The 20153-nt window shown below is 69.9% G+C and carries 16 protein-coding genes and 1 tRNA gene; 6 read left to right on the top strand and 11 right to left on the bottom strand.

The features are described 5' to 3' along the window. Positions 1-181 precede the first annotated feature (181 nt). Positions 182-2008, top strand: a complete 1827-nt coding sequence (locus ACWD5Q_RS13670; protein WP_451427157.1) for a protein kinase domain-containing protein — start codon at positions 182-184, stop codon at positions 2006-2008. 7 nt (positions 2009-2015) lie between these two features. Here the strand turns inward: ACWD5Q_RS13670 and ACWD5Q_RS13665 are convergent, their stop codons facing one another. Then, positions 2016-3446, bottom strand: coding sequence for a hypothetical protein (locus ACWD5Q_RS13665; RefSeq protein ID WP_451427156.1), 1431 nt, complete (start codon positions 3444-3446; stop codon positions 2016-2018). Positions 3447-3637: 191 nt separating this feature from the next. After that, the gene (locus ACWD5Q_RS13660; protein ID WP_221886882.1) at positions 3638-3766 is read right to left on the bottom strand and encodes a DLW-39 family protein; all 129 of its coding nucleotides are present in this window, start codon (positions 3764-3766) and stop codon (positions 3638-3640) included. A gap of 335 nt (positions 3767-4101) precedes the next feature. On the opposite strand from ACWD5Q_RS13660, the gene ACWD5Q_RS13655 reads away from it, so the two are divergent. Next, positions 4102-4458, top strand: coding sequence for a DUF6344 domain-containing protein (locus ACWD5Q_RS13655; protein WP_451427155.1), 357 nt, complete (start codon positions 4102-4104; stop codon positions 4456-4458). A gap of 194 nt (positions 4459-4652) precedes the next feature. Here ACWD5Q_RS13655 and ACWD5Q_RS13650 read toward each other — a convergent pair. The 9 genes from ACWD5Q_RS13650 to dnaA all read right to left on the bottom strand — a co-directional run bounded on the left by ACWD5Q_RS13650 (position 4653) and on the right by dnaA (position 17565). Beyond that, a tRNA-Ile gene (locus ACWD5Q_RS13650) sits at positions 4653-4729 on the bottom strand. A 146-nt stretch (positions 4730-4875) separates the two neighbouring features. Continuing rightward, positions 4876-5592 carry a DUF3566 domain-containing protein gene (locus ACWD5Q_RS13645; RefSeq protein WP_451427154.1) on the bottom strand — a complete coding sequence of 239 codons (717 nt, stop codon included), beginning with the start codon at positions 5590-5592 and terminating at the stop codon, positions 4876-4878. A gap of 18 nt (positions 5593-5610) precedes the next feature. Next, positions 5611-8205, bottom strand: coding sequence for a DNA gyrase subunit A (gene gyrA, locus ACWD5Q_RS13640; RefSeq protein WP_451427153.1), 2595 nt, complete (start codon positions 8203-8205; stop codon positions 5611-5613). Between the two features lie 42 nt (positions 8206-8247). Next, positions 8248-10323: a DNA topoisomerase (ATP-hydrolyzing) subunit B gene (gene gyrB / locus ACWD5Q_RS13635; RefSeq protein WP_451427152.1), complete on the bottom strand. Its 2076-nt coding sequence runs from the start codon at positions 10321-10323 to the stop codon at positions 8248-8250. A gap of 361 nt (positions 10324-10684) precedes the next feature. Further along, positions 10685-11218, bottom strand: coding sequence for a DUF721 domain-containing protein (locus ACWD5Q_RS13630; RefSeq protein ID WP_451427151.1), 534 nt, complete (start codon positions 11216-11218; stop codon positions 10685-10687). Continuing rightward, positions 11215-12336, bottom strand: a complete 1122-nt coding sequence (recF, locus tag ACWD5Q_RS13625) for a DNA replication/repair protein RecF (protein ID WP_451427150.1) — start codon at positions 12334-12336, stop codon at positions 11215-11217. The genes ACWD5Q_RS13630 and recF overlap by 4 nt, the downstream gene beginning before the upstream one ends. Before the next feature lie 22 nt (positions 12337-12358). Beyond that, on the bottom strand, positions 12359-13234 hold the full coding sequence (gene gnd / locus ACWD5Q_RS13620; RefSeq protein ID WP_451427149.1) for a phosphogluconate dehydrogenase (NAD(+)-dependent, decarboxylating): 876 nt from the start codon (positions 13232-13234) through the stop codon (positions 12359-12361). Positions 13235-13410: 176 nt separating this feature from the next. Continuing rightward, positions 13411-14541, bottom strand: coding sequence for a DNA polymerase III subunit beta (gene dnaN / locus ACWD5Q_RS13615; RefSeq protein WP_451427162.1), 1131 nt, complete (start codon positions 14539-14541; stop codon positions 13411-13413). Between the two features lie 1110 nt (positions 14542-15651). After that, positions 15652-17565 carry a chromosomal replication initiator protein DnaA gene (gene dnaA / locus ACWD5Q_RS13610; protein WP_451427148.1) on the bottom strand — a complete coding sequence of 638 codons (1914 nt, stop codon included), beginning with the start codon at positions 17563-17565 and terminating at the stop codon, positions 15652-15654. A gap of 420 nt (positions 17566-17985) precedes the next feature. On the opposite strand from dnaA, the gene rpmH reads away from it, so the two are divergent. From rpmH to yidC, 4 genes are read left to right on the top strand one after another with little or no spacing between them, the layout of a single operon-like run. Further along, the gene (gene rpmH / locus ACWD5Q_RS13605; RefSeq protein WP_003956500.1) at positions 17986-18123 is read left to right on the top strand and encodes a 50S ribosomal protein L34; all 138 of its coding nucleotides are present in this window, start codon (positions 17986-17988) and stop codon (positions 18121-18123) included. An 18-nt stretch (positions 18124-18141) separates the two neighbouring features. After that, positions 18142-18516, top strand: coding sequence for a ribonuclease P protein component (rnpA, locus tag ACWD5Q_RS13600; RefSeq protein ID WP_451427147.1), 375 nt, complete (start codon positions 18142-18144; stop codon positions 18514-18516). Then, positions 18513-18866 (top strand): membrane protein insertion efficiency factor YidD, encoded by a 354-nt coding sequence (gene yidD, locus ACWD5Q_RS13595; protein WP_451427146.1) that lies wholly within the window; start codon positions 18513-18515, stop codon positions 18864-18866. Before rnpA ends, yidD begins: the two co-directional genes overlap by 4 nt. A 3-nt stretch (positions 18867-18869) precedes the next feature. Further along, positions 18870-20147 carry a membrane protein insertase YidC gene (gene yidC / locus ACWD5Q_RS13590; protein WP_451427145.1) on the top strand — a complete coding sequence of 426 codons (1278 nt, stop codon included), beginning with the start codon at positions 18870-18872 and terminating at the stop codon, positions 20145-20147. Positions 20148-20153: the final 6 nt, after the last annotated feature.

The following is a 20153-nucleotide window of genomic DNA, read 5'->3' as shown; positions in this document are numbered from 1 at the left end:
GTCCAGCTCCATCTCCTCGACCTCCTCGGCCTGGAACCAACACATCCCCGCTGGCCAGAAACCTGAACGAGCTACCCGCGAAGTACGGAACTAGCCGAGACCTCGGCCGCCGGGGACTCCCGCGCCGGGGGGGTGCGCGGGAGTCCCCGGCACCGTCCGGAAGGGGGAGCGACGTACGACCATGGGTGAGGTCTTCGCCGGACGGTACGAACTGGTCGACCCCATCGGGCGCGGGGGAGCCGGCGCGGTCTGGCGCGCCTGGGACCACCGGCGGCGCCGCTATGTGGCCGCCAAGGTCCTGCTGCAGAGGGACGCCCACGCACTGCTGAGGTTCGTGCGCGAGCAGGCGCTGCGCATCGACCATCCCCATGTGCTCGCGCCCGCCAGCTGGGCCGCGGACGACGACAAGGTCCTGTTCACCATGGACCTGGTGGCCGGGGGCTCGCTGGTCCATCTCGTCGGGGACTACGGCCCGCTGCCTCCGGCGTTCGTCTGCACCCTGCTCGACCAGCTGCTGTCCGGGCTCGCGGCCGTGCACGCGGAAGGGGTCGTGCACCGGGACATCAAGCCCGCCAACGTGCTGCTGGAGGCCACCGGCACCGCACGGCCCCGGCTGCGGCTGTCGGACTTCGGCATCGCCATGCGCCTGGGAGAGCCGCGGCTGACGGAGGCCGACTACGTGGTGGGGACACCCGGCTATCTCGCGCCCGAACAACTGCTGGGCTCGGAACCGGACTTCCCGGCCGACCTGTTCGCCGTGGGCCTGGTCGCGCTGTATCTGCTCCAGGGCGCCAAGCCGGACGCCAGGGCCCTGGTCGAGCACTTCGCGTCCCATGGCACCCCCGGGGCACCGCGCGGCGTTCCCGGGCCCCTGTGGGAGGTCGTGGCGACACTGCTGCAACCGGACCCGGCCGCGCGCTTCCGCACCGCCACGGGGGCACGCAAGGCCCTCGGCTCGGCCAAGGAGCTGCTGCCCGAGCCAGGCGACGACGACGAACAGGTCGAGATCTTCGACCACCTCGGTCCGCTCCCGGCGGGATTCGGGCCCGAGGGGCCGCTGGGTACGGCGTCGGGGGTGACGGGGGGCGCGCGGCGCACGCGGGGCACCACCTTCGGCACATCGGGCGCCGCGGCCGCGGCATCGAGCGTTGCGGCCGACGCATCGGGCCCTGCGGCCGGTGGTGCGGAGGCGAGCGGTACGGGGAAGAGCGGCGTGGGGGCGAGCGGCGTGGCGTGGACCGCGTCCACCGGAGCCGGATCGCAGCGCCCGCAGCCGTCGCAGGGCGACTTCGCCGGGCCCGAGAGCGGACCGGCACGACTCACGACCGGTGCGATCCCGCCACGGCCGACCGCCGCCCCGGCGGCGTCCGGCACGCCCGCCGCCACGCCTGCCGCACCTCCTCCCGCTTCCGCACCTCCTCCCGCTGCCGCATCTTCTGCCGATTCCACCCCTTCTACCACTTCCGCCCCATCCGACCCTTTCATTCCTTCTCCACCTCTCGCCCCCTCCCCATCCGGGCCGCCTCCCCCCGCCGTACGACCGCAGGCCGCGCCGGGCGGCGTACCGCCCAGGCCGGCCGCCGATCCGACGCCTCCCGCGCGGCCGTCCACGATGTCGGACACCGGGAGCTTCCCGCTGCCGCCGCCGCTGCCACGAGCGCCGCTCGGTGCGCTGCCGGACGCGCCCGGGCCGCCGCCCACGCCCCCCGCCACCGTGGCGGCTCCGGCTCCGGCCCCCGTGTACACGGCCCCCGCCCCGCAGCACGAATCCACGTATGTGCCCGCCCCCGGCCCGCACACGGCCCCGGCGACGACAGCCGGGCAGGGCGGGGTCTACGCGGGCGCCGCGCCGTCGCCGTACGCCCCCACCCAGCCGCAGCGGGTCGCACGGCACGGCAGGAGAGCGGCCCCCCGGCGCGCGGGACCGCCGGCGAAGGTCACCGTGCCGGTCCTGCTCCTCGCGCTGGTCTGCTTCGCGGTGGGCTTCTGGGCCCTGACCCGCCTCTGAACGGCGGTCACCCCGCCCATCGGCGCCGGGCCCGCCGCCGGCCGGCCACCACCGTCCACGCCCCGAGCCACAGGACCAGCGCGCTTCCCGTGCCGATCCCGCCCACGGCGACCAGCTTCAGCGCGCGGGTGTCCCCCGCCGCCACGCTGCCGGCGCCGGCCGGGGCGGTGCGGGGCGAGGACCCGCCGGGACCGTTGCCTGCGCCCGCGTCGGACTCCGCCCCCGCGCCCGCCGTCGCTTCCGCCCGGTCCGCGGACGTGACCTCGAACACATCGCGCGGCGCGGACCGCCCGGCGTACACCGGCCCGGCCACCGGGGTCCCGCTCACCCGCACCCGCAGGGTCAGCCCGAACGGACCGCCGCCGAACCGCTCCGCCACGGGTGCCCCGAGGTGGACGGCCAGGTAGTACCAGCCCGCGAACCGCATACCGCCCGCACGGCTGCCGACGGCGCCGCGGTTGGCGTAGTCGACGGGCGGCAGCGGATCCAGCGCCGCCGAGGTCTGTGTGCCGCTGTACCCGGCGTCGGCGTCCTCGACGTAGGCCCGGACGGGGTTGTAGAGCGACATGGCCACGGCGGTGCCGACATAGCCGTCGCCGCCCCCGGAGCTGCCCATCTCCACGGTGGCGGAAAGCTGCTGTCCCCAGTCGACGGGCACCTTGTAGAAGAGGGTCTGCCCGGGCCTGATGCCGTCCTGCCAGACGCCCTGCCCCAGGGCGCTCGCCGTGGCGAAGCCCGCCCCGCCCGTGCGTCGCGCGGCCTCGCCGAGGACGGGCTCCGGGGACCCGGAGTTCCAGGTCCCGGGCGGGGTGAGGGCCCCGGCCCGGCGCGGGGCGGGTTCGGAGACGTAGTCCAGCTCGAGGTCCCAGCCGACGGGCACGGCGGCGGTCAGATCGCGCCGTTCTACGACCACGTAGTACGCCCCCGCCCTCTTGCACCCGTAGGTCCCGGGGCCGGTCTCGCGCGAGGCCCAGGCGGCGATCGGGTGCGGGCTCTGGGTGGGTCCGAAGTGCGAGGTGCCCGAGGAGCACGTGGTGCCGTCGGCGTCCTGGACGGACACCTTGAGGCCGTCGGAGGAGGTGACGCGCGCCCCCGCCCGCGGCACGGCCGTCGCGGAGACATAGGCGTTGGCAAAGGCGTCGAGGTCCAGACGGTAGTAGCGCTTGGCGCCCGGGGGCAGCGGGCTCCGGTAGAGGCGCCCGGGGTCCAGGCGTACGGCGTCCGTGGTGCCCGCCGCACCGGTGACCGTCCCGGCGTCGCGGGCGAACGCGTAGGGGGCGGGCGTGCCGTCGCCGACCGCGGGGGGTGGCGCGGCCCGCGCGGGGAGTGCCGAAACCGTGCCGAGCGCCACCGCCGCGCACAGGGCCGCGAACGCGTGCGCCGGCGTACGACCGCGCCACGAGGACCCGTCTCCCGCTTCCGTACGCCGCTGCCGCACGCTCCACCCCCGCCGTACTCCGCCGTCCCGGGCCCGTCGCCCATCCTGCCCCGCGGGCCACGGCGGCACCCCGGTATTGCGTACGAGCGGCCGAAACGCTTCCCCTCAGGAGCCGGGGGGACGGGAAAAACACAAAACCCCGACCGCACCGGCGGTCGGGGCCTGCTCTGCTGTCTTTTGTCCGTGTGGACTCACGAACCCGTGGACACGGAGTCGGTCGCCTCCGTCCACAGGTCCTGCTCGGCGCGATCCGCCTGGATCTGGCGGTACACGAGGAGCCCGCCGATGGCGGCCAGTGCGACCAGGAGGAGCTTCTTCACCGCGCGACCTCGTCTTTCCTTGACGTAGGGGACTTCTGCCGCCCGACTATACACACCGATCGATATCGATCGGTGACCTGAGCCGGTGCTCAACTCCGCCCCGGGACAGCGCAGTACGGCCGGACGCCCCCGCCGCGTCTCCGCGTGATCATTCCTCACAGAGGGTGACGTTCGGCGCCCTCCCCGCCTTTCCTGACTTTTCCGGGTCTCCTGCGTCCATCCGAGTGGTGTTCATCCGAAGATCGATGCGCCACGGGCGTCGGTCCACCACTTCGCGGCCTCTCTACACATCATGAGGAAAGTACGCAAATCGCTCGACCCGAAAGTGAGGGGTCATGGCCCGCACCCAGGTCATGAAGCTGTGGACCGCCGTCGTCACCGCCTTCCTCGCGCTGTTCACCGCGCTGGGATTCATCACCACGACCACCGCCGCCGCGGATGTACCCCGGCCCCAGCCGGCCCGCAACAGCACCACGGCCCAGGTGACACCCCAGCGACCGGCCCACGGACGCTACCGGTCCCTGCCCCCCACGATGAAACAACGGATCCGCGCCGAGGCCCACGGTTCCTCCCCGGCCTGCCGTCACCGCCTGCCGGTCTCCGCACCGACGCTCCGCCTCGCCCGCTGCGCCCTCAGAGCCCCCAGCCGGCCCGCCGATCCCCCCGATACGACCGGACGGCTCCAGCACTGACCAGACCTTCCGGCCGCGCCACCGCCCCCGCACCAGCGCCGCGGCCCCACCCCGGGCGAACTTGCGTACAACGCCCCACGACGAACGGCCCGGCACCCGCTCCCAGGTGCCGGGCCGTTGACACAGAGAAGGCGGCCGATGCCGGCCGTGAATGCCGAAAACCCCCAACCATAATCGGTTGGGGGTTTTCGCGCTGGTGGGGCTAACAGGATTTGAACCTGTGGCCTCATCCTTATCAGGGATGCGCTCTAACCAACTGAGCTATAGCCCCGCCGTGCTCCGCGGTGTGTGTCCCGCTCGCTGACCCCTGAAGATTAGCGCACGACGTGGGAAGTCCCAAAATCGGTTACCCGGCGGCGGACGGCCGGGCGCCCGGAGCCCGGCCCTCGGGTGCCGCCGCGCTCCTTGGGGCTCCGCTCACTCGTCCTCCGCCAGCGTCAGCTCGACGCCGCCCACGAAGCCCGCGGAAAGGTTGTAGATGAACGCGCCGAGCGTCGCGAGGGCGGTCGCCAGGATCACGTCGATGACCGCGATGATCGTCGTGAAGATGAGCACGTTCGACAGGGACAGGAACGACTGGAGGTCGAAGCCGTTCGCATCGTTGGAGCCGGTGGCCTCCGAGATCGTCCCGCCGACCGTGGAGAAGACCCCCATGGCGTCCATGACCATCCACAGCACCGCGGCCGCGACGATCGTGCAGATGCCGAGCGCGACGGAGAGCAGGAAGCTGACCTTCATCACCGACCACGGGTCGGCCTTCGCCACCCTGAGCCGCGCCTTGCGGGTGCGGGGGGTGGTGCGTGCGCCGGTCCGGGGGCGGCGCACGGCGCCCGTCGCCTGCTGCGCCGGGTAGGCCTGCGGCGGGTGGTAGGGCCCCGCGGCCTGCTGCGGGCGGCGCTCCCCCGGCAGGGGTGAGGCGTCGGCCGGCGGTGTGTTCGGCGCGGCCTGCTGGGCGCCCGGAGCGGCCGGGCCCGCTCCAGCCGCGTGCTGCTGGGTCTGCGGGCCTCGGGTGTCCGTCACAGTTCCCCCCTGGGATCCATGAGACTCATGGGAGTGTGCCGAGTCCGTGGCGGAGCCACGGCCGCCGCCGTCCGTGTCCGAACCGGTCGATCCGGCGCCCGTGGCTCCGCTCACGCTGACTCACTCCTCGTGCTACTCGGCCGAGGGCGCCTCACCCTCGTCCGTGCCGGAGGCCGCGGCTTCCTCGGCGGTCTCGTCCACGGCACCGTCGCCGTCGACCTCCTCCGCCTCGCGCCCCGCCTCGGCGTTACGTGCGATACCGACCACGGCATCGCGCTTGCCCAGGTTGATCAGTTGGACGCCCATGGTGTCACGGCCCGTCTCCCTGACCTCGTTGACTCGCGTACGAATCACACCGCCCGACAGCGTGATGGCGAGGATCTCATCGGTCTCCTCGACCACCAGCGCGCCGACGAGCGAACCACGGTCCTCGACGATCTTGGCGGCCTTGATGCCGAGGCCGCCGCGACCCTGGACGCGGTACTCGTCGACGACGGTCCGCTTCGCGTACCCGCCGTCGGTGGCAGTGAACACGAACGTACCGGGTCGAACAACATTCATCGAGAGCAGCTCGTCTCCCTCGCGGAAACTCATGCCCTTGACGCCCGAGGTGGCACGGCCCATCGGACGCAGGGACTCGTCGGTCGCGGTGAACCGGATCGACTGAGCCTTCCTGCTGATCAGGAGCAGATCGTCATCGGACGAAACCAGCTCGGCCCCGATCAGCTCGTCATCGGAACCGTCCTCCATCTCACGGAGATTGATCGCGATGACACCGCCGGAGCGCGGCGAATCGTAATCCTTCAGAGGCGTCTTCTTGACCAGACCGCCCTTGGTGGCGAGCACCAGGTACGGCGCGGCCTCGTAGTCGCGGATCGCGAGGATCTCGGCGATCGACTCGTCCGGCTGGAAGGCGAGCAGGTTCGCGACATGCTGGCCGCGCGCGTCCCGGCCGGCGTCCGGCAGCTCGTAGGCCTTCGCGCGGTAGACGCGGCCCTTGTTGGTGAAGAACAGCAGCCAGTGATGGGTGGTCGACACGAAGAAGTGGTCGACGATGTCGTCTTCCTTGAGCTTCGTGCCGCGCACGCCCTTGCCGCCGCGCTTCTGCGCGCGGTAGTCGTCGGTCTTGGTGCGCTTGACGTAGCCGCCGCGGGTGACCGTGACGACGATGTCCTCCTCGGCGATGAGGTCCTCGATGGACATGTCACCGTCGAAGGGAACGAGCTGGGAGCGGCGGTCGTCGCCGTACTTCTCGACGATCGCGGCGAGTTCCTCGCTGATGATGCCGCGCTGGCGGACGGGCGAGGCGAGGATCGCGTTGTACTCGTGGATCTTCGCCTGGAGCTCGTCGTGCTCCTGGACGATCTTCTGGCGCTCCAGGGCCGCGAGGCGGCGCAACTGCATCTCGAGGATGGCGTTGGCCTGGATGTCGTCGATCTCCAGCAGGCTCATCAGGCCGTCGCGGGCGATCTCGACGGTGTGGCTGCGCCGGATCAGCGCGATGACCTCGTCGATGGCGTCCAGGGCCTTCAGCAGACCGCGCAGGATGTGCGCCCGCTCCTCGGCCTTGCGCAGCCGGAAGCGCGTACGGCGGACGATGACCTCGATCTGGTGCGTCACCCAGTGACGGATGAACGCGTCCAGGGACAGCGTGCGCGGCACGCCGTCGACCAGCGCCAGCATGTTGGCGCCGAAGTTCGTCTGCAGGTCGGTGTGCTTGTAGAGGTTGTTCAGGACGACCTTGGCGACCGCGTCCCGCTTGAGCACGATGACCAGGCGCTGGCCGGTACGGGACGACGTCTCGTCGCGGACGTCCGCGATGCCGCCGATCTTGCCGTCCTTGACCAGGTCGGCGATCTTCTGCGCGAGGTTGTCCGGGTTGACCTGGTACGGCAGCTCGGTGACCACCAGGCACTGGCGGTTCTGGATCTCCTCGACCTGGACGACCGCCCGCATGGTGATCGAGCCGCGGCCGGTGCGGTAGGCCTCCTCGATGCCCTTGCGGCCCACCACCAGGGCTCCGGTGGGGAAGTCGGGGCCCTTGATGCGCTCGATGAGGGCGTCCAGCAGCTCCTCGTGCGAGGCGTCCGGGTTCTCCAGGTACCACTGGGCGCCGGCCGCGACCTCGCGCAGGTTGTGCGGCGGGATGTTGGTCGCCATGCCGACCGCGATCCCGGCGGAGCCGTTGATCAGCAGGTTCGGGAAGCGGGACGGCAGGACCGTCGGCTCCTGGGAGCGGCCGTCGTAGTTGTCCGTGAGGTCGACGGTGTCCTCGTCGATGTCGCGGACCATCTCCATCGACAGCGGCGCCATCTTGCACTCGGTGTAGCGCATGGCGGCCGCGGGGTCGTTGCCCGGGGAGCCGAAGTTGCCGTTGGAGTCCACCAGCGGCATCCGCATCGACCACGGCTGCGCGAGGCGGACCAGCGCGTCGTAGATCGAGGAGTCGCCGTGCGGGTGGTAGTTGCCCATGACGTCGCCGACGACGCGGGCGCACTTGTAGAAGCCCTTCTCGGGCCGGTAGCCGCCGTCGTACATCGCGTACAGGACACGGCGGTGCACGGGCTTCAGACCGTCCCGCACGTCGGGCAGCGCACGCGAGACGATGACGGACATCGCGTAGTCGAGGTACGAGCGCTGCATCTCCGTCTCGAGCCCGACGGGCTCGACGCGCAGCGTGGTCTCGCCGCCCTCTTCAGGTGTCACGGGGGTGTTCTCGTCGGCCATTGCTGGTGAAGATCCTTCCTGGTGCGGTCAGCTGAGACCGACTCAGATGTCGAGGAAGCGGACGTCCTTGGCGTTGCGCTGGATGAATGCGCGGCGTGCCTCGACGTCCTCGCCCATCAGCACCGAGAAGAGGTCGTCGGCCTGCGCGGCGTCGTCGAGGGTGACCTGGCCGAGGACGCGGTGGTCGACGTCCATGGTCGTCACCCGCAGCTCCTCGGCGTTCATCTCGCCGAGGCCCTTGAAGCGCTGCACCGAGTCGTCCTTGATCCGCTTGCCGTTGCGGCGGCCCAGCTCGATCAGCGCGTCGCGCTCGCGGTCCGAGTACGCGTACTCGAAGTCGTCCCGGCCCCACTTGATCTTGTAGAGCGGCGGGCGGGAGAGGTACACGTGTCCGGCCTCGACCAACGGCCGCATGAAGCGGAACAGGAAGGTCAGCAACAGGGTGTTGATGTGCTGGCCGTCGACATCGGCGTCCGCCATCAGGATGATCTTGTGATAGCGGAGCTTGGAGATGTCGAAGTCCTCGTGCACGCCGGTGCCGAAGGCGGAGATCAGCGCCTGGATCTCCTGGTTCTGCAGGATCTTGTCGATCCGCGCCTTCTCGACGTTGAGGATCTTGCCTCGGATGGGGAGGATCGCCTGGTACTCCGGGTTGCGGCCGGACTTGGCCGAACCACCGGCGGAGTCACCCTCGACGATGAAGATCTCGCACTTGGTGGGGTCGTTCGACTGGCAGTCGGACAGCTTGCCCGGCAGCGACGCGGTCTCCAGCAGGCCCTTGCGGCGCGTGAGGTCACGGGCCTTGCGGGCCGCCACGCGCGCGGTGGCCGCCTGGATGCCCTTGCGGACGATGTCCGTGGCCTCGTTCGGGTTGCGGTCCAGCCAGTCGTTGAGGTGCTCGTAGACCGCCTTCTGGACGAAGGTCTTCGCCTCGGTGTTGCCGAGCTTGGTCTTGGTCTGGCCCTCGAACTGCGGCTCGCTCAGCTTGACCGAGATGATCGCGGTCAGGCCCTCGCGGATGTCGTCACCGGTGAGGTTGTCGTCCCTTTCGCGCAGCAGCTTCTTGTCGCGCGCGTACTTGTTGATCAGGGAGGTCAGGGCGGCCCGGAAGCCCTCTTCGTGCGTACCGCCCTCGTGGGTGTGGATGATGTTGGCGAAGGAGTACACGCCCTCGCTGTAGCCGCTGTTCCACTGCATCGCGACCTCGAGGGACAGGCTCTTGTCCTTGTCCTCGGCCTCCAGGTCGATCACGGTGGGGTGCACCACGTCTCCCTTGCGGGAGTTGAGGTACTTCACGAAGTCGACGATGCCGCCCTCGTAGTGGTACGTGACGGTCTTGACCTCGGGGGTCTCGTCCGCGCCCGCCTCGTCCGCCCCAGAGGTGGCCTTCGCCGACTCGCGCTCGTCGGTGAGCCTGATCGTCAGACCCTTGTTGAGGAACGCCATCTCCTGGAAACGCCGGGAGAGCGTCTCGAAGGAGTACTCGGTGGTCTCGAAGATGTCCGGGTCGGCCCAGAAGGTGACCGACGTGCCGGTCTCGTCCGTCGCCTCGTGCCGGACCAGCGGGGCCGTCGGGACGCCCATCTTGTAGTCCTGCGTCCAGCGGTACCCGTCGGTCCTGATCTCGACGGACACCTTGGTCGACAGGGCGTTCACCACGGAGACGCCGACGCCGTGCAGACCGCCGGAGACCGCGTAGCCGCCGCCGCCGAACTTGCCGCCCGCGTGCAGCACGGTCAGCACGACCTCCACGGCCGGCTTGTTCTCCGAGGCGACGATGCCGACCGGGATGCCGCGCCCGTTGTCCACGACGCGCACGCCGCCGTCGGCGAGGATCGTGATCGCGATCGTGTCCGCGTAACCGGCCAGGGCCTCGTCGACGGAGTTGTCGACCACCTCGTACACGAGGTGGTGCAGGCCACGCTCACCGGTCGAGCCGATGTACATGCCGGGTCGCTTGCGGACCGCGTCCAGACCCTCGAGGACGGTGATGGCGCTGGCGTCGTACGACGCGGTGACCTCGCCGTTCGAGCTGGTCGCCACGCCGGCGTCGGTGGACGGGATGTTCTCGTTGGGGTTGCCGGAATCGGCCACGAAGCGCCCTTTCTGGCACAGCACAAGGCAGGCTCGTCGGCGGTTGCCGGAGCGGCTGCGGCATGTTGCGTTGGTAAGCCTTGATCAGCGTTGCTCAGCGTTACCCGGACGGTCCCCACGATCGGGGCGGGATTGTCTCCCAGTCTACCGGTAGCGCTGACAGTGATGGGGGTTTGCCGGTACCTGGATCCGCATGTGCCGCCCTCAACCGGTCTCGTCCGACTCCCCATATGCGGAACGGGGCTCCAAGAGGCTCTACGAGGCACTCAGCGCTTCCGGCTGTCAACCCTTGGCAACGCCGGAGTCCGGTGGATGTTCGCAACCGCGCGCGGGTACGGCGCAGGGGCCGCCGGCGCATGCGTCCGACGGCCCGACGTGATGGAGGTCACCCGTAGGTGTCACCGGGGCCCATGCTCCCCGGGGCACGCAGAGGGCCGAAGCGGCGGGCGGGGCCGCCGGGGCCATGGACCTTGATCAACCGGACCGTGCCGTGCCCCAGATCCTCGTTCAGGCGCGCGACCAGCTGCGGGGCCAGCAGCCGCAGCTGTGTGGCCCATGCCGTGGAATCGCACCCCACGGTCAGCACGCGTTCGTCCTCGTCGTACCTCTGCGGGACGCAGTGCTTGGCGAGGTCCTCGCCGACGATCTGCGGCCAGCGGCCCATCACACCGCCCACGGCGGCCGGGGTCTCCCAGCCGCGCTCGGTGATCAGCCGGTTGATGGCCGCCCCGAGCGCCATGGGGTCGCGGCGATCGGCGCGCGCGCCGGAGCGCAGACCGCCGCGCCGCGCCTGCTTCTTCTGCTGTGCGGCGTCCCCCCGCGCGCGTGCCTGTTCCTTGGCCGCCCGGAGCGCCACGCGCGCGAGGTCCACGCCCGACAGCTCAGGGGTCTTCTTCGGTGCCGGTTCGCCGGTGCTCATGCGCGCTCCACGGTGCCGTCGGACACGGCGAACCGCGCCCCCGCCAGTACGTGCGGTACGTCGTCGTCGACCGCGGCGGTCACCAGGACCTGCTCGCCGGGCGCCACCAGTTCGGCGAGGCGCTCGCGGCGGCGGGTGTCCAGCTCGGCGAAGACGTCGTCGAGGACGAGCACCGGCTCGTTGCCTTCCGCCCGGAGGAGGTCGTACGACGCCAGGCGCAGCGCCAGCGCGTAGGACCAGGACTCGCCGTGGGAGGCGTATCCCTTGGCGGGCAGCTGACCGAGTTTGAGGAGCAGATCGTCGCGGTGGGGTCCCACCAGGGTGACGCCGCGCTCGATCTCCTGCTTGCGGGCCTCGGCGAGCGCGGACATCAGCTGCTCGTAGAGGGCCTCGCGGGTGTGGGCCTCACCGGGAGCGGACGGCCTGTACTCCAGGGCGAGGGGGCCGCCGCCGGGTGCCAGTTGCTCGTACGCCTTGTCGGCGAGCGGCTGGAGCGCCGCGATCAGCTCGAGGCGCCGGCCGAGCAGCTCCGCGCCCGCGCGCGCGAGGTGCTGGTCCCAGACGTCGAGGGTCGACAAGTCCATGGAGCGTCCGCCGTGGCGGCGGGCCAGCGCGGCCGTCTTGAGGAGGGTGTTGCGCTGCTTGAGGACCCGGTCGTAGTCGGAGCGGACGCCCGCCATCCGCGGGGACCGCGCGGTGATCAGCTCGTCGAGGAAGCGGCGCCGCTCGCCGGGGTCGCCCTTGACCAGCGCGAGGTCCTCGGGCGCGAACAGGACGCTGCGGACGATGCCGAGCACATCACGCGGTCTGCCCTGGGAGGACCGGTTGACGCGGGCGCGGTTGGCCTTGCCGGGGTTCAGCTCCAGCTCGACCAGTTGCTGCCGTTCGCCCTGCCGGACCTGCGCCCGGATGATCGCGCGCTCGGCGCCCATCCGGACCAGGGGCGCGTCGGAGGAGACGCGGTGGCTGCTGAGGGTGGCGAGGTAGCCGACCGCCTCCACGAGGTTCGTCTTGCCCTGGCCGTTGGGGCCGACGAAGGCGGTGACGCCCGGGTCGAGCGGGACCTCGACCCGGGCGTACGAGCGGAAGTCGGCCAGCGACAGATGCGTGACGTGCATGGTCGTTCGCCGACCTCCCCCACTACTTCTTCTCGACCGCGTGGCCACCGAACTGGTTGCGCAGCGCCGCGATCATCTTCATCTGCGGCGAGTCGTCCTGCCGCGAGCCGAACCGCGCGAACAGCGACGCCGTGATCGCCGGCAGCGGCACCGCGTTGTCGATGGCCGCCTCCACGGTCCAGCGGCCCTCGCCCGAGTCGGCCGCCCAGCCGCGCAGCCTGTCCAGGTGCTCGTCCTCGTCGAGGGCGTTGACCGCGAGGTCCAGCAGCCAGGAGCGGATGACCGTGCCCTCCTGCCAGGAGCGGAAGACCTCGCGGACGTTCTCCACGGAGTCGACCTTCTCCAGCAGTTCCCAGCCCTCGGCGTAGGCCTGCATCATCGCGTACTCGATGCCGTTGTGGACCATCTTCGCGAAGTGGCCCGCGCCGACCTTGCCCGCGTGCACCGAGCCGAAGGCGCCCTCGGGCTTGAGGGCGTCGAATATCGGCTGCACCTTGGCGACGTTCTCGGCGTCGCCGCCGTACATCAGCGCGTAGCCGTTCTCCAGGCCCCAGACGCCGCCGGAGACACCGCAGTCGACGAAGCCGACGCCCTTGGCCGCGAGTTCCCCGGCGTGCTTCTCGTCGTCCGTCCAGCGGGAGTTCCCGCCGTCCACGACGACGTCGCCGGGCTCCAGCAGCTCGACCAGCTCGTCGATCGTGGACTGGGTCGGGCCACCGGCCGGAACCATCACCCACACCACCCGCGGGCCCTGCAGCTTGTCCACAAGCTCTTGAAGACTGTGGACATCGGCGAGGTCCGGGTTGCGGTCGTATCCGATGACGGTGTGGCCTGCGCGGCGGATCCGCTCGCGCATGTTGCCGCCCATCTTGCCGAGGCCGACGAGACCGAGCTCCATCAGTTGTTCCTTAGGTTGCGAGTGGCATGGGGGCACTTTCGTACCCGCGTCCGAGCCTAAACCCGGACGCTCATGCACACCTGTGGGCCTACGCGCTCATGCGTAACCCCTCTCACCTGCGGCTTCGCCCGATGAGCCCGGTGATCCACCGGGCGTGGGCACCCGGTGGACCGCTGTCAGCCGCTGAGTCGCACCGGCATGATCAGGTACTTGTACGCCTCGTCCGCCTCCGCGTCCACAGCCGGCTTGCCGCCCAGCAGTGCGGGCTTCGTGGACGTCGTGAAGGACAGCCGGGCCACCGGGGAGTCGATGGCGCTCAGACCGTCCAGCAGGAAGGTCGGGTTGAAGGCGATCGAGATGTCGTCACCCTCCAGCTGGGCGTCGACCCTTTCCACAGCCTGTGCGTCGTCGCTGGAGCCGGCCTCCAGGATCAGCACGCCCTGCTCGAAGCTGAGCCGCACCGGGGTGTTGCGCTCGGCGACCAGGGCGACACGCTTGACGGCCTCCACGAAGGGGGCGGTCTCGATGGTGGCGACCGAGTTGAACTCCGTCGGGAACAGCGTGCGGTACTTCGGGAGGTCGCCCTCCAGCAGGCGGGTCGTGGTGCGCCGGCCGGCGCCCTCGAAACCGATCAGGCCTTCGCCCGCACCCGATCCGGACAGCGCCAGAATCACAGAGTCGCCACTGGTCAGCGCCTTGGCGGTGTCCAGAAGGGTCTTGGCGGGCACCAGGGCGACCGCGGACGCTTCCGGGTTCTCCGGCTTCCACAGGAACTCGCGGACCGCGAAGCGGTAGCGGTCGGTGGAGGCCAGCGTGACCGTGTCGCCCTCGATCTCGATGCGGACACCTGTGAGGACGGGCAGCGTGTCGTCGCGGCCGGCGGCGATGGCGACCTGCTGCACGGCGGAGGCGAAGACCTCGCCCGGGACCGTGCCCGTCGCGTTCGGCATCTGGGGCAGTGCCGGGTACTCCTCCACCGGGAGGGTGTGGAGGGTGAACCGGGAGGTGCCGCACACCACCGTCGCCCGTACACCGTCTGTGGAGATCTCCACCGGGCGGTTGGGCAGGGCGCGGGAGATGTCGGCGAGGAGACGGCCGGACACGAGGACCGTGCCCTCCTCCTCGACCTCGGCCTCCACCGACACTCGCGCGGAGACCTCGTAGTCGAAGCTGGAGAGGCTCAGCTGACCGTCCTCGGCCTTCAGCAGCAGGCCGGCGAGGACAGGCGCCGGCGGACGGGCCGGGAGGCTGCGTGCCGCCCAGGCCACTGCCTCCGCGAGTACGTCGCGTTCCACCCGGATCTTCACCGTAAGCCGCCTCCTGCTGTTGCCGGCGTTCTCGCCCTGCTCGGCCTTCGTCGTCTGACTCGGTGTCGAGAACCCCTGTGACGGGAAGGACACCGGGGACCAGTCTGACGCACACCGCTGACAGTCGGTGCCGCTCGGGGTCAAGTCGTGACGAGGGGCGGTCGGGAGCCGGAGAGCGAGTTGTGCACAGGACCCGCTTCCAGACGAATTCCCCGCTCTCTCTGAGTAGGGGTAGTAGTAGGGCCTGTGGAAACCGTGGATAACCGCGTTTGCCCAGCTCAAAGCAGAGATTTTGTCCACGGGGCCTGTGGGCGGCGGCGGTGGACAACCAGGGGTCTCTGTGGAGAACGGAAAGTTCTGCACACCCCGTGCACAGCCGAGGGGCACTTCTCCCCAGTGCCGTCCCCAGCTTTACCCACCTTTCCCACAGCCCAACCCGGCACCTTGATGTGACGCCTTTCACTCCGTCCGGTGAGAAGCCGCGTCGCGTTGCCGAACAGTGGACAGTCATGTGGAGAAGCAGGGGAACACTGGGGACAACAGGCCGCAGCCTGTGGGTCGTCGGTGGACAACTCCGTGCACAGCCTGTGGATCTTCGTTTCGTCCACAGCCTGTGGAGATCGTTCGTCCACCGATCCACAAGCCGCTGACCTGGATGGATGATCTTCCGACTGCTCAGCCTGTGGATGCGGTCTGGACAACTCCGCAGTCCCCAGCATGTGGACGGAAGAAAGCCGCCGGATCTGTGGAGAGTGGCCGTAACCCGGCGAGTATTCGAACAGCAGGTTGCCGGCGCGCCGCCCCCGAAGGTGCGAAGAGCACTCGCTCCACAGTGCTGGGGACGGCGAGCGGCGCCTCGGTGGGTCCTCGGCGGGTGTCGGGACGAGCGCCTCGGAGCGGACGCGGGGGGCGGCTCGCGGCGCCCCGGGGCGCGGCAGGAAGACGGGGATGAAGACGGGGACGACGAGGCGGCCGGAAGCGTGCGGCCGGGCTCCGCTGTGGCGGCTGGAGGCATTGACGGGGTTTCTCCGCGGCGGCCGGGAACGGCGGAGGGTGCCCCTGGGGAAGATTCCCGGGGGCACCCTCCGCCGTGGTGCGTGTGGGGGGCCGTCAGCCGTTCTTGATGCGGTTCGTCAGCTCGGTGACCTGGTTGTAGATGGAGCGCCGCTCGGCCATCAGCGCGCGGATCTTGCGGTCGGCGTGCATCACGGTCGTGTGGTCGCGGCCGCCGAACTGGGCGCCGATCTTCGGCAGCGACAGGTCCGTCAGCTCACGGCACAGGTACATCGCGATCTGCCGGGCGGTCACCAGGGCGCGGCCGCGTGAGGTGCCGCACAGGTCCTCCACCGTCAGGCCGAAGTAGTCGGCGGTGGCGGCCATGATGGCCGGCGCGGTGATCTCGGGGGCCGCGTCCTCGCCGCCGGGGATCAGGTCCTTCAGGACGATCTCCGTCAGACCGAGGTCCACGGGCTGCCGGTTGAGCGACGCGAACGCCGTCACCCGGATCAGCGCGCCCTCCAGTTCCCGGATGTTCCGCGAGATGCGGGAGGCGATGAACTCCAGCACCTCCGGCGGCGCGTTGAGCTGCTCCTGCACCGCCTTCTTGCGGAGGATCGCGATGCGTGTTTCCAGCTCGGGCGGCTGGACGTCGGTGATCAGACCCCACTCGAAGCGGTTGCGCAGCCGGTCCTCCAGGGTGACCAGTTGCTTGGGCGGCCGGTCGGAGGACAGCACGATCTGCTTGTTGGCGTTGTGGAGTGTGTTGAAGGTGTGGAAGAACTCCTCCTGTGTCGACTCTTTCTGCGCCAGGAACTGGATGTCGTCGACGAGCAGGATGTCCATGTCGCGGTAGCGCTTGCGGAACGCGTCCGCCTTGCCGTCGCGGATCGAGTTGATGAACTCGTTGGTGAATTCCTCGGAGCTCACGTACCGCACGCGGGTGCCCGGGTAGAGGCTGCGCGCGTAGTGACCGATGGCGTGCAGCAGGTGTGTCTTGCCGAGCCCCGACTCGCCGTAGATGAAGAGGGGGTTGTACGCCTTCGCCGGTGCTTCGGCGACGGCGACCGCGGCCGCGTGCGCGAAGCGGTTCGAGGCGCCGATGACGAACGTGTCGAAGAGGTACTTCGGGTTCAGCCGCGCGGTGGGCTCGCCCGGTCCGCTGGTCGGCGCGGGTTGTGCGGCCAGCGGACCGGGCGAACCAGTGGCGGGCAGTCCGGGGCCGGCCGGACCGCCCCGGTGCATATGGCCGCTGCCGGAGGGCGGCTCCGGCAGCTCGCGCCGGTCGGGGCGCTGCTGGTCGAAGTCGGTGCGCGCGCCGTCGTAGTCCGGGCGCTGCTGCTCGTACGGCGAGCGCTCCAGTGACTGCGTGCGGTAGTCGGGCGCCGGTGTCGCGTACGGGTCGCGCTCGGGGAAGCCGAGCCGCTGCTGCTGCCAGCCGTAGTCGTCCTGCGACGAGCGCGGCCAGGCACCGGGCTCGGGGCGCTGGTACTCACCCGGATACGCAGGGCGGGCGGGTGGGAGGTGGTCGGCGCGGGCGGGTGGGAGGTGGTCGGCGCGGGCGGGTGGGAGGTGGTCCGTGGGGTCCGTGGACAGTTGGTCGGGTCGGCCTGACCGGTGGTCGTCCGCGCGGTGGCGGCCGTAGCCCTTGTATCCCTCGTAGCCGCCTTGGCCGTCGTAAGGGTCGCGGCCGGGGAGCTCGGGTTCCTCGTAGCGTGGCTGGGCGGGCGGCGTGGGTGGCGGGGGCTCGCCCGCGGAGTCGTCGACGGTGATCGCGATGCGGATGGGGCGGCCGCACTCGCGGCTGAGGGTGTCGCTGACGATCGGCGCCAGCCGGCCTTCGAGGACGCCCTTCGCGAACTCGTTCGGCACCGCGAGCAGGGCGGTGTCGGCGACCAGCGCCAGCGGCTGGCAGCGGCGGATCCAGTGCTCGTCCTTCGCCTCGACGCCCGGCCCGCGCCCCTCACCTAGGAGCTGTTCGAGTACGCGTGGCCACACTGCGGCAAGATCGGCAGGTACGTCAGCCACAGGGCACGCTCTCTCACAGGTCCCGCGCGGGTGTCGTCGCGGGAGGTTCGGGATGTAGATCGGGCGGTCGGGCCCGGGACGGGACTGGGCCGGGGACAAGGGAACGAGTCGGAGTCCAGTCACGGTAGTCAGGGCGACCGGCGTGGTTCAAGTTGTTGTCCCCAGCCTGTGGACAAGTGTCCCTCATGGGTCGCTGGTTTGACCGGACGGCGCGGCCCCGCGTACCGTAACCAGGTCGAGTTGTCGATGGCTGCTGCCGCCTGCCTCCGATGGGCACAGATCACGTACCAGTGTTCCGACCAGGGAACATGTCGGTGATCGGGAAGCGGTGCACTCGGGCGTAATGCGAGCTACTCGTGGGCGCACGGTGACAGCCAGGTGACACCCCGCCACCCACCGAGTCATTACTGGAGCCCCCGAGTGAGCAAGCGCACCTTCCAGCCGAACAACCGTCGTCGCGCGAAGACCCACGGCTTCCGGCTGCGTATGCGTACCCGTGCCGGCCGCGCCATCCTGGCGTCCCGCCGCAGCAAGGGTCGCGCCCGTCTGTCCGCCTGATCGCGTACAGGTCATGACGTGCTGCCTACCGAGCATCGGCTGAGGCGGCGCGAGGACTTCGCGACCGCGGTACGCCGAGGACGCCGGGCCGGACGCCCGCTCCTCGTCGTCCACCTTCGTAGCGGTGCCACGGACCCGCACGTGCTGGGGGAGAGCGCTCCCCCGACGCGTGCGGGTTTCGTCGTGAGCAAGGCCGTGGGCGGTGCGGTCGTACGCACCAAGGTGAAGCGCAGGCTTCGCCATCTGATGCGCGACCGAGTGGCCCTGCTGCCCCCCGGTAGCCTGGTAGTCATACGAGCGCTGCCCGGTGCGGGTGACGCCGACTTTGCACAGCTGGCCCGAGACCTGGATACCGCACTTCAGCGGCTACTGGGAGGAGGGGGCACGCGATGAAGTACCCGCTGCTGGCCCTGATCAAGATTTATCAGTGGACGATCAGTCCACTGCTCGGGCCCGTGTGCAAGTACTACCCCTCGTGTTCCCACTACGGCTACACGGCCATCGACCGGCACGGTGCGATCAAGGGAACGGCACTGACCGCCTGGCGCATCCTGCGGTGCAATCCGTGGTCGCTCGGTGGTGTGGATCATGTCCCGCCGCGCAAGCGCCCGCGGTGGCACGAAATGCTGCGCGACGCCTGGCGCGCACGCAAGGGCGGGCCCTCCGCCGCCGAACCGGCCACCGAGGGGGATCTGCCCTCGAGCCCGGCCGCAGAGACCTCGTCCCATGCCCAAGGAGCATGATTAGTGGACACGATTGCCAGCCTCTTCAGCTTCATCACGACACCCGTCTCCTGGGTCATTGTCCAGTTTCACTCGGTGTACGGGACGATCTTCGGTCCCGACACGGGCTGGGCCTGGGGCCTGTCCATCGTGTCTCTGGTGATCCTGATCCGTATTTGCCTGATCCCGCTCTTCGTGAAGCAGATCAAGGCGACTCGGGCCATGCAGACCCTGCAGCCCGAGATGAAGAAGATCCAGGAACGTTACAAGAACGACAAGCAGCGCCAGTCCGAAGAGATGATGAAGCTGTACAAGGAGTCGGGTACCAACCCCCTCTCCTCGTGCCTTCCCATCCTGGCGCAGTCCCCGTTCTTCTTCGCTCTGTACCACGTGCTCAACGGCATCGCGACGGGCACGACGATCGGCGTCATCGACAATCAGCTGCTCGCCAGCGCTCGTATGGCGCACATCGTCGGCGCCCCACTGGCCGCGAAGTTCACGGACGGCGCCGACAAGGTCGCCGCGCTCGATGCCTCGCTGACCGACGTCCGGGTCGTCACCGCGATCATGATCGTCCTGATGTCGGCGTCGCAGTTCTACACGCAGCGCCAGCTGATGACGAAGAACGTCGACACGACGGTGAAGACACCGTTCATGCAGCAGCAGAAGATGCTGATGTACGTCTTCCCGGTGATGTTCGCCGTCTTCGGTATCAACTTCCCGGTCGGTGTCCTCGTCTACTGGCTGACCACCAACGTGTGGACCATGGGCCAGCAGATGTACGTCATCCACAACAACCCGACCCCGGGTTCCAAGGCCCAGGCCGCCTACCTGGAGCGTCTGTACAAGCACGTCACACACCACGGCAAGACCCGCAACCGGCGTGAGAAGGCCATCGTCAAGGCGATCGTCGCCAAGGGCCGCGACCGCAACGAGTTCGAGCGCAAGTTCGTCAACGGTCTGACCAAGGCGGGCCTCGCGGCCCAGTCCGACGGCAACGTGATGAAGAGCGAGGCCACGGCCGTCGCCACCGCCGAGGACGGTACGCCGAGCACCGAGGCCCCCAAGCGCCAGCAGCCCAAGCGCCAGACCAAGGCCCAGCGTCAGTCCGGCGGGGCCAAGCCGGCGGATGGTTCCGAGGAAGCGTCCTCGTCGCCGTCGCCGACCGACGCCGATGAGCCGCAGGACACCAAGCCGGACAGCACGGCCAAGAAGGCCCAGCCCGGCTCCGGCACCCGCAGCAAGGCCCAGTCCGGCCAGCGCAAGGGGCCGCAGCGGCCCAAGTCCCCGTCCAAGAAGTAAGAAGGA

Source organism: Streptomyces sp. NPDC002513, from assembly GCF_053595355.1.
This window is presented reverse-complemented; position numbering and strand designations above follow the sequence as displayed.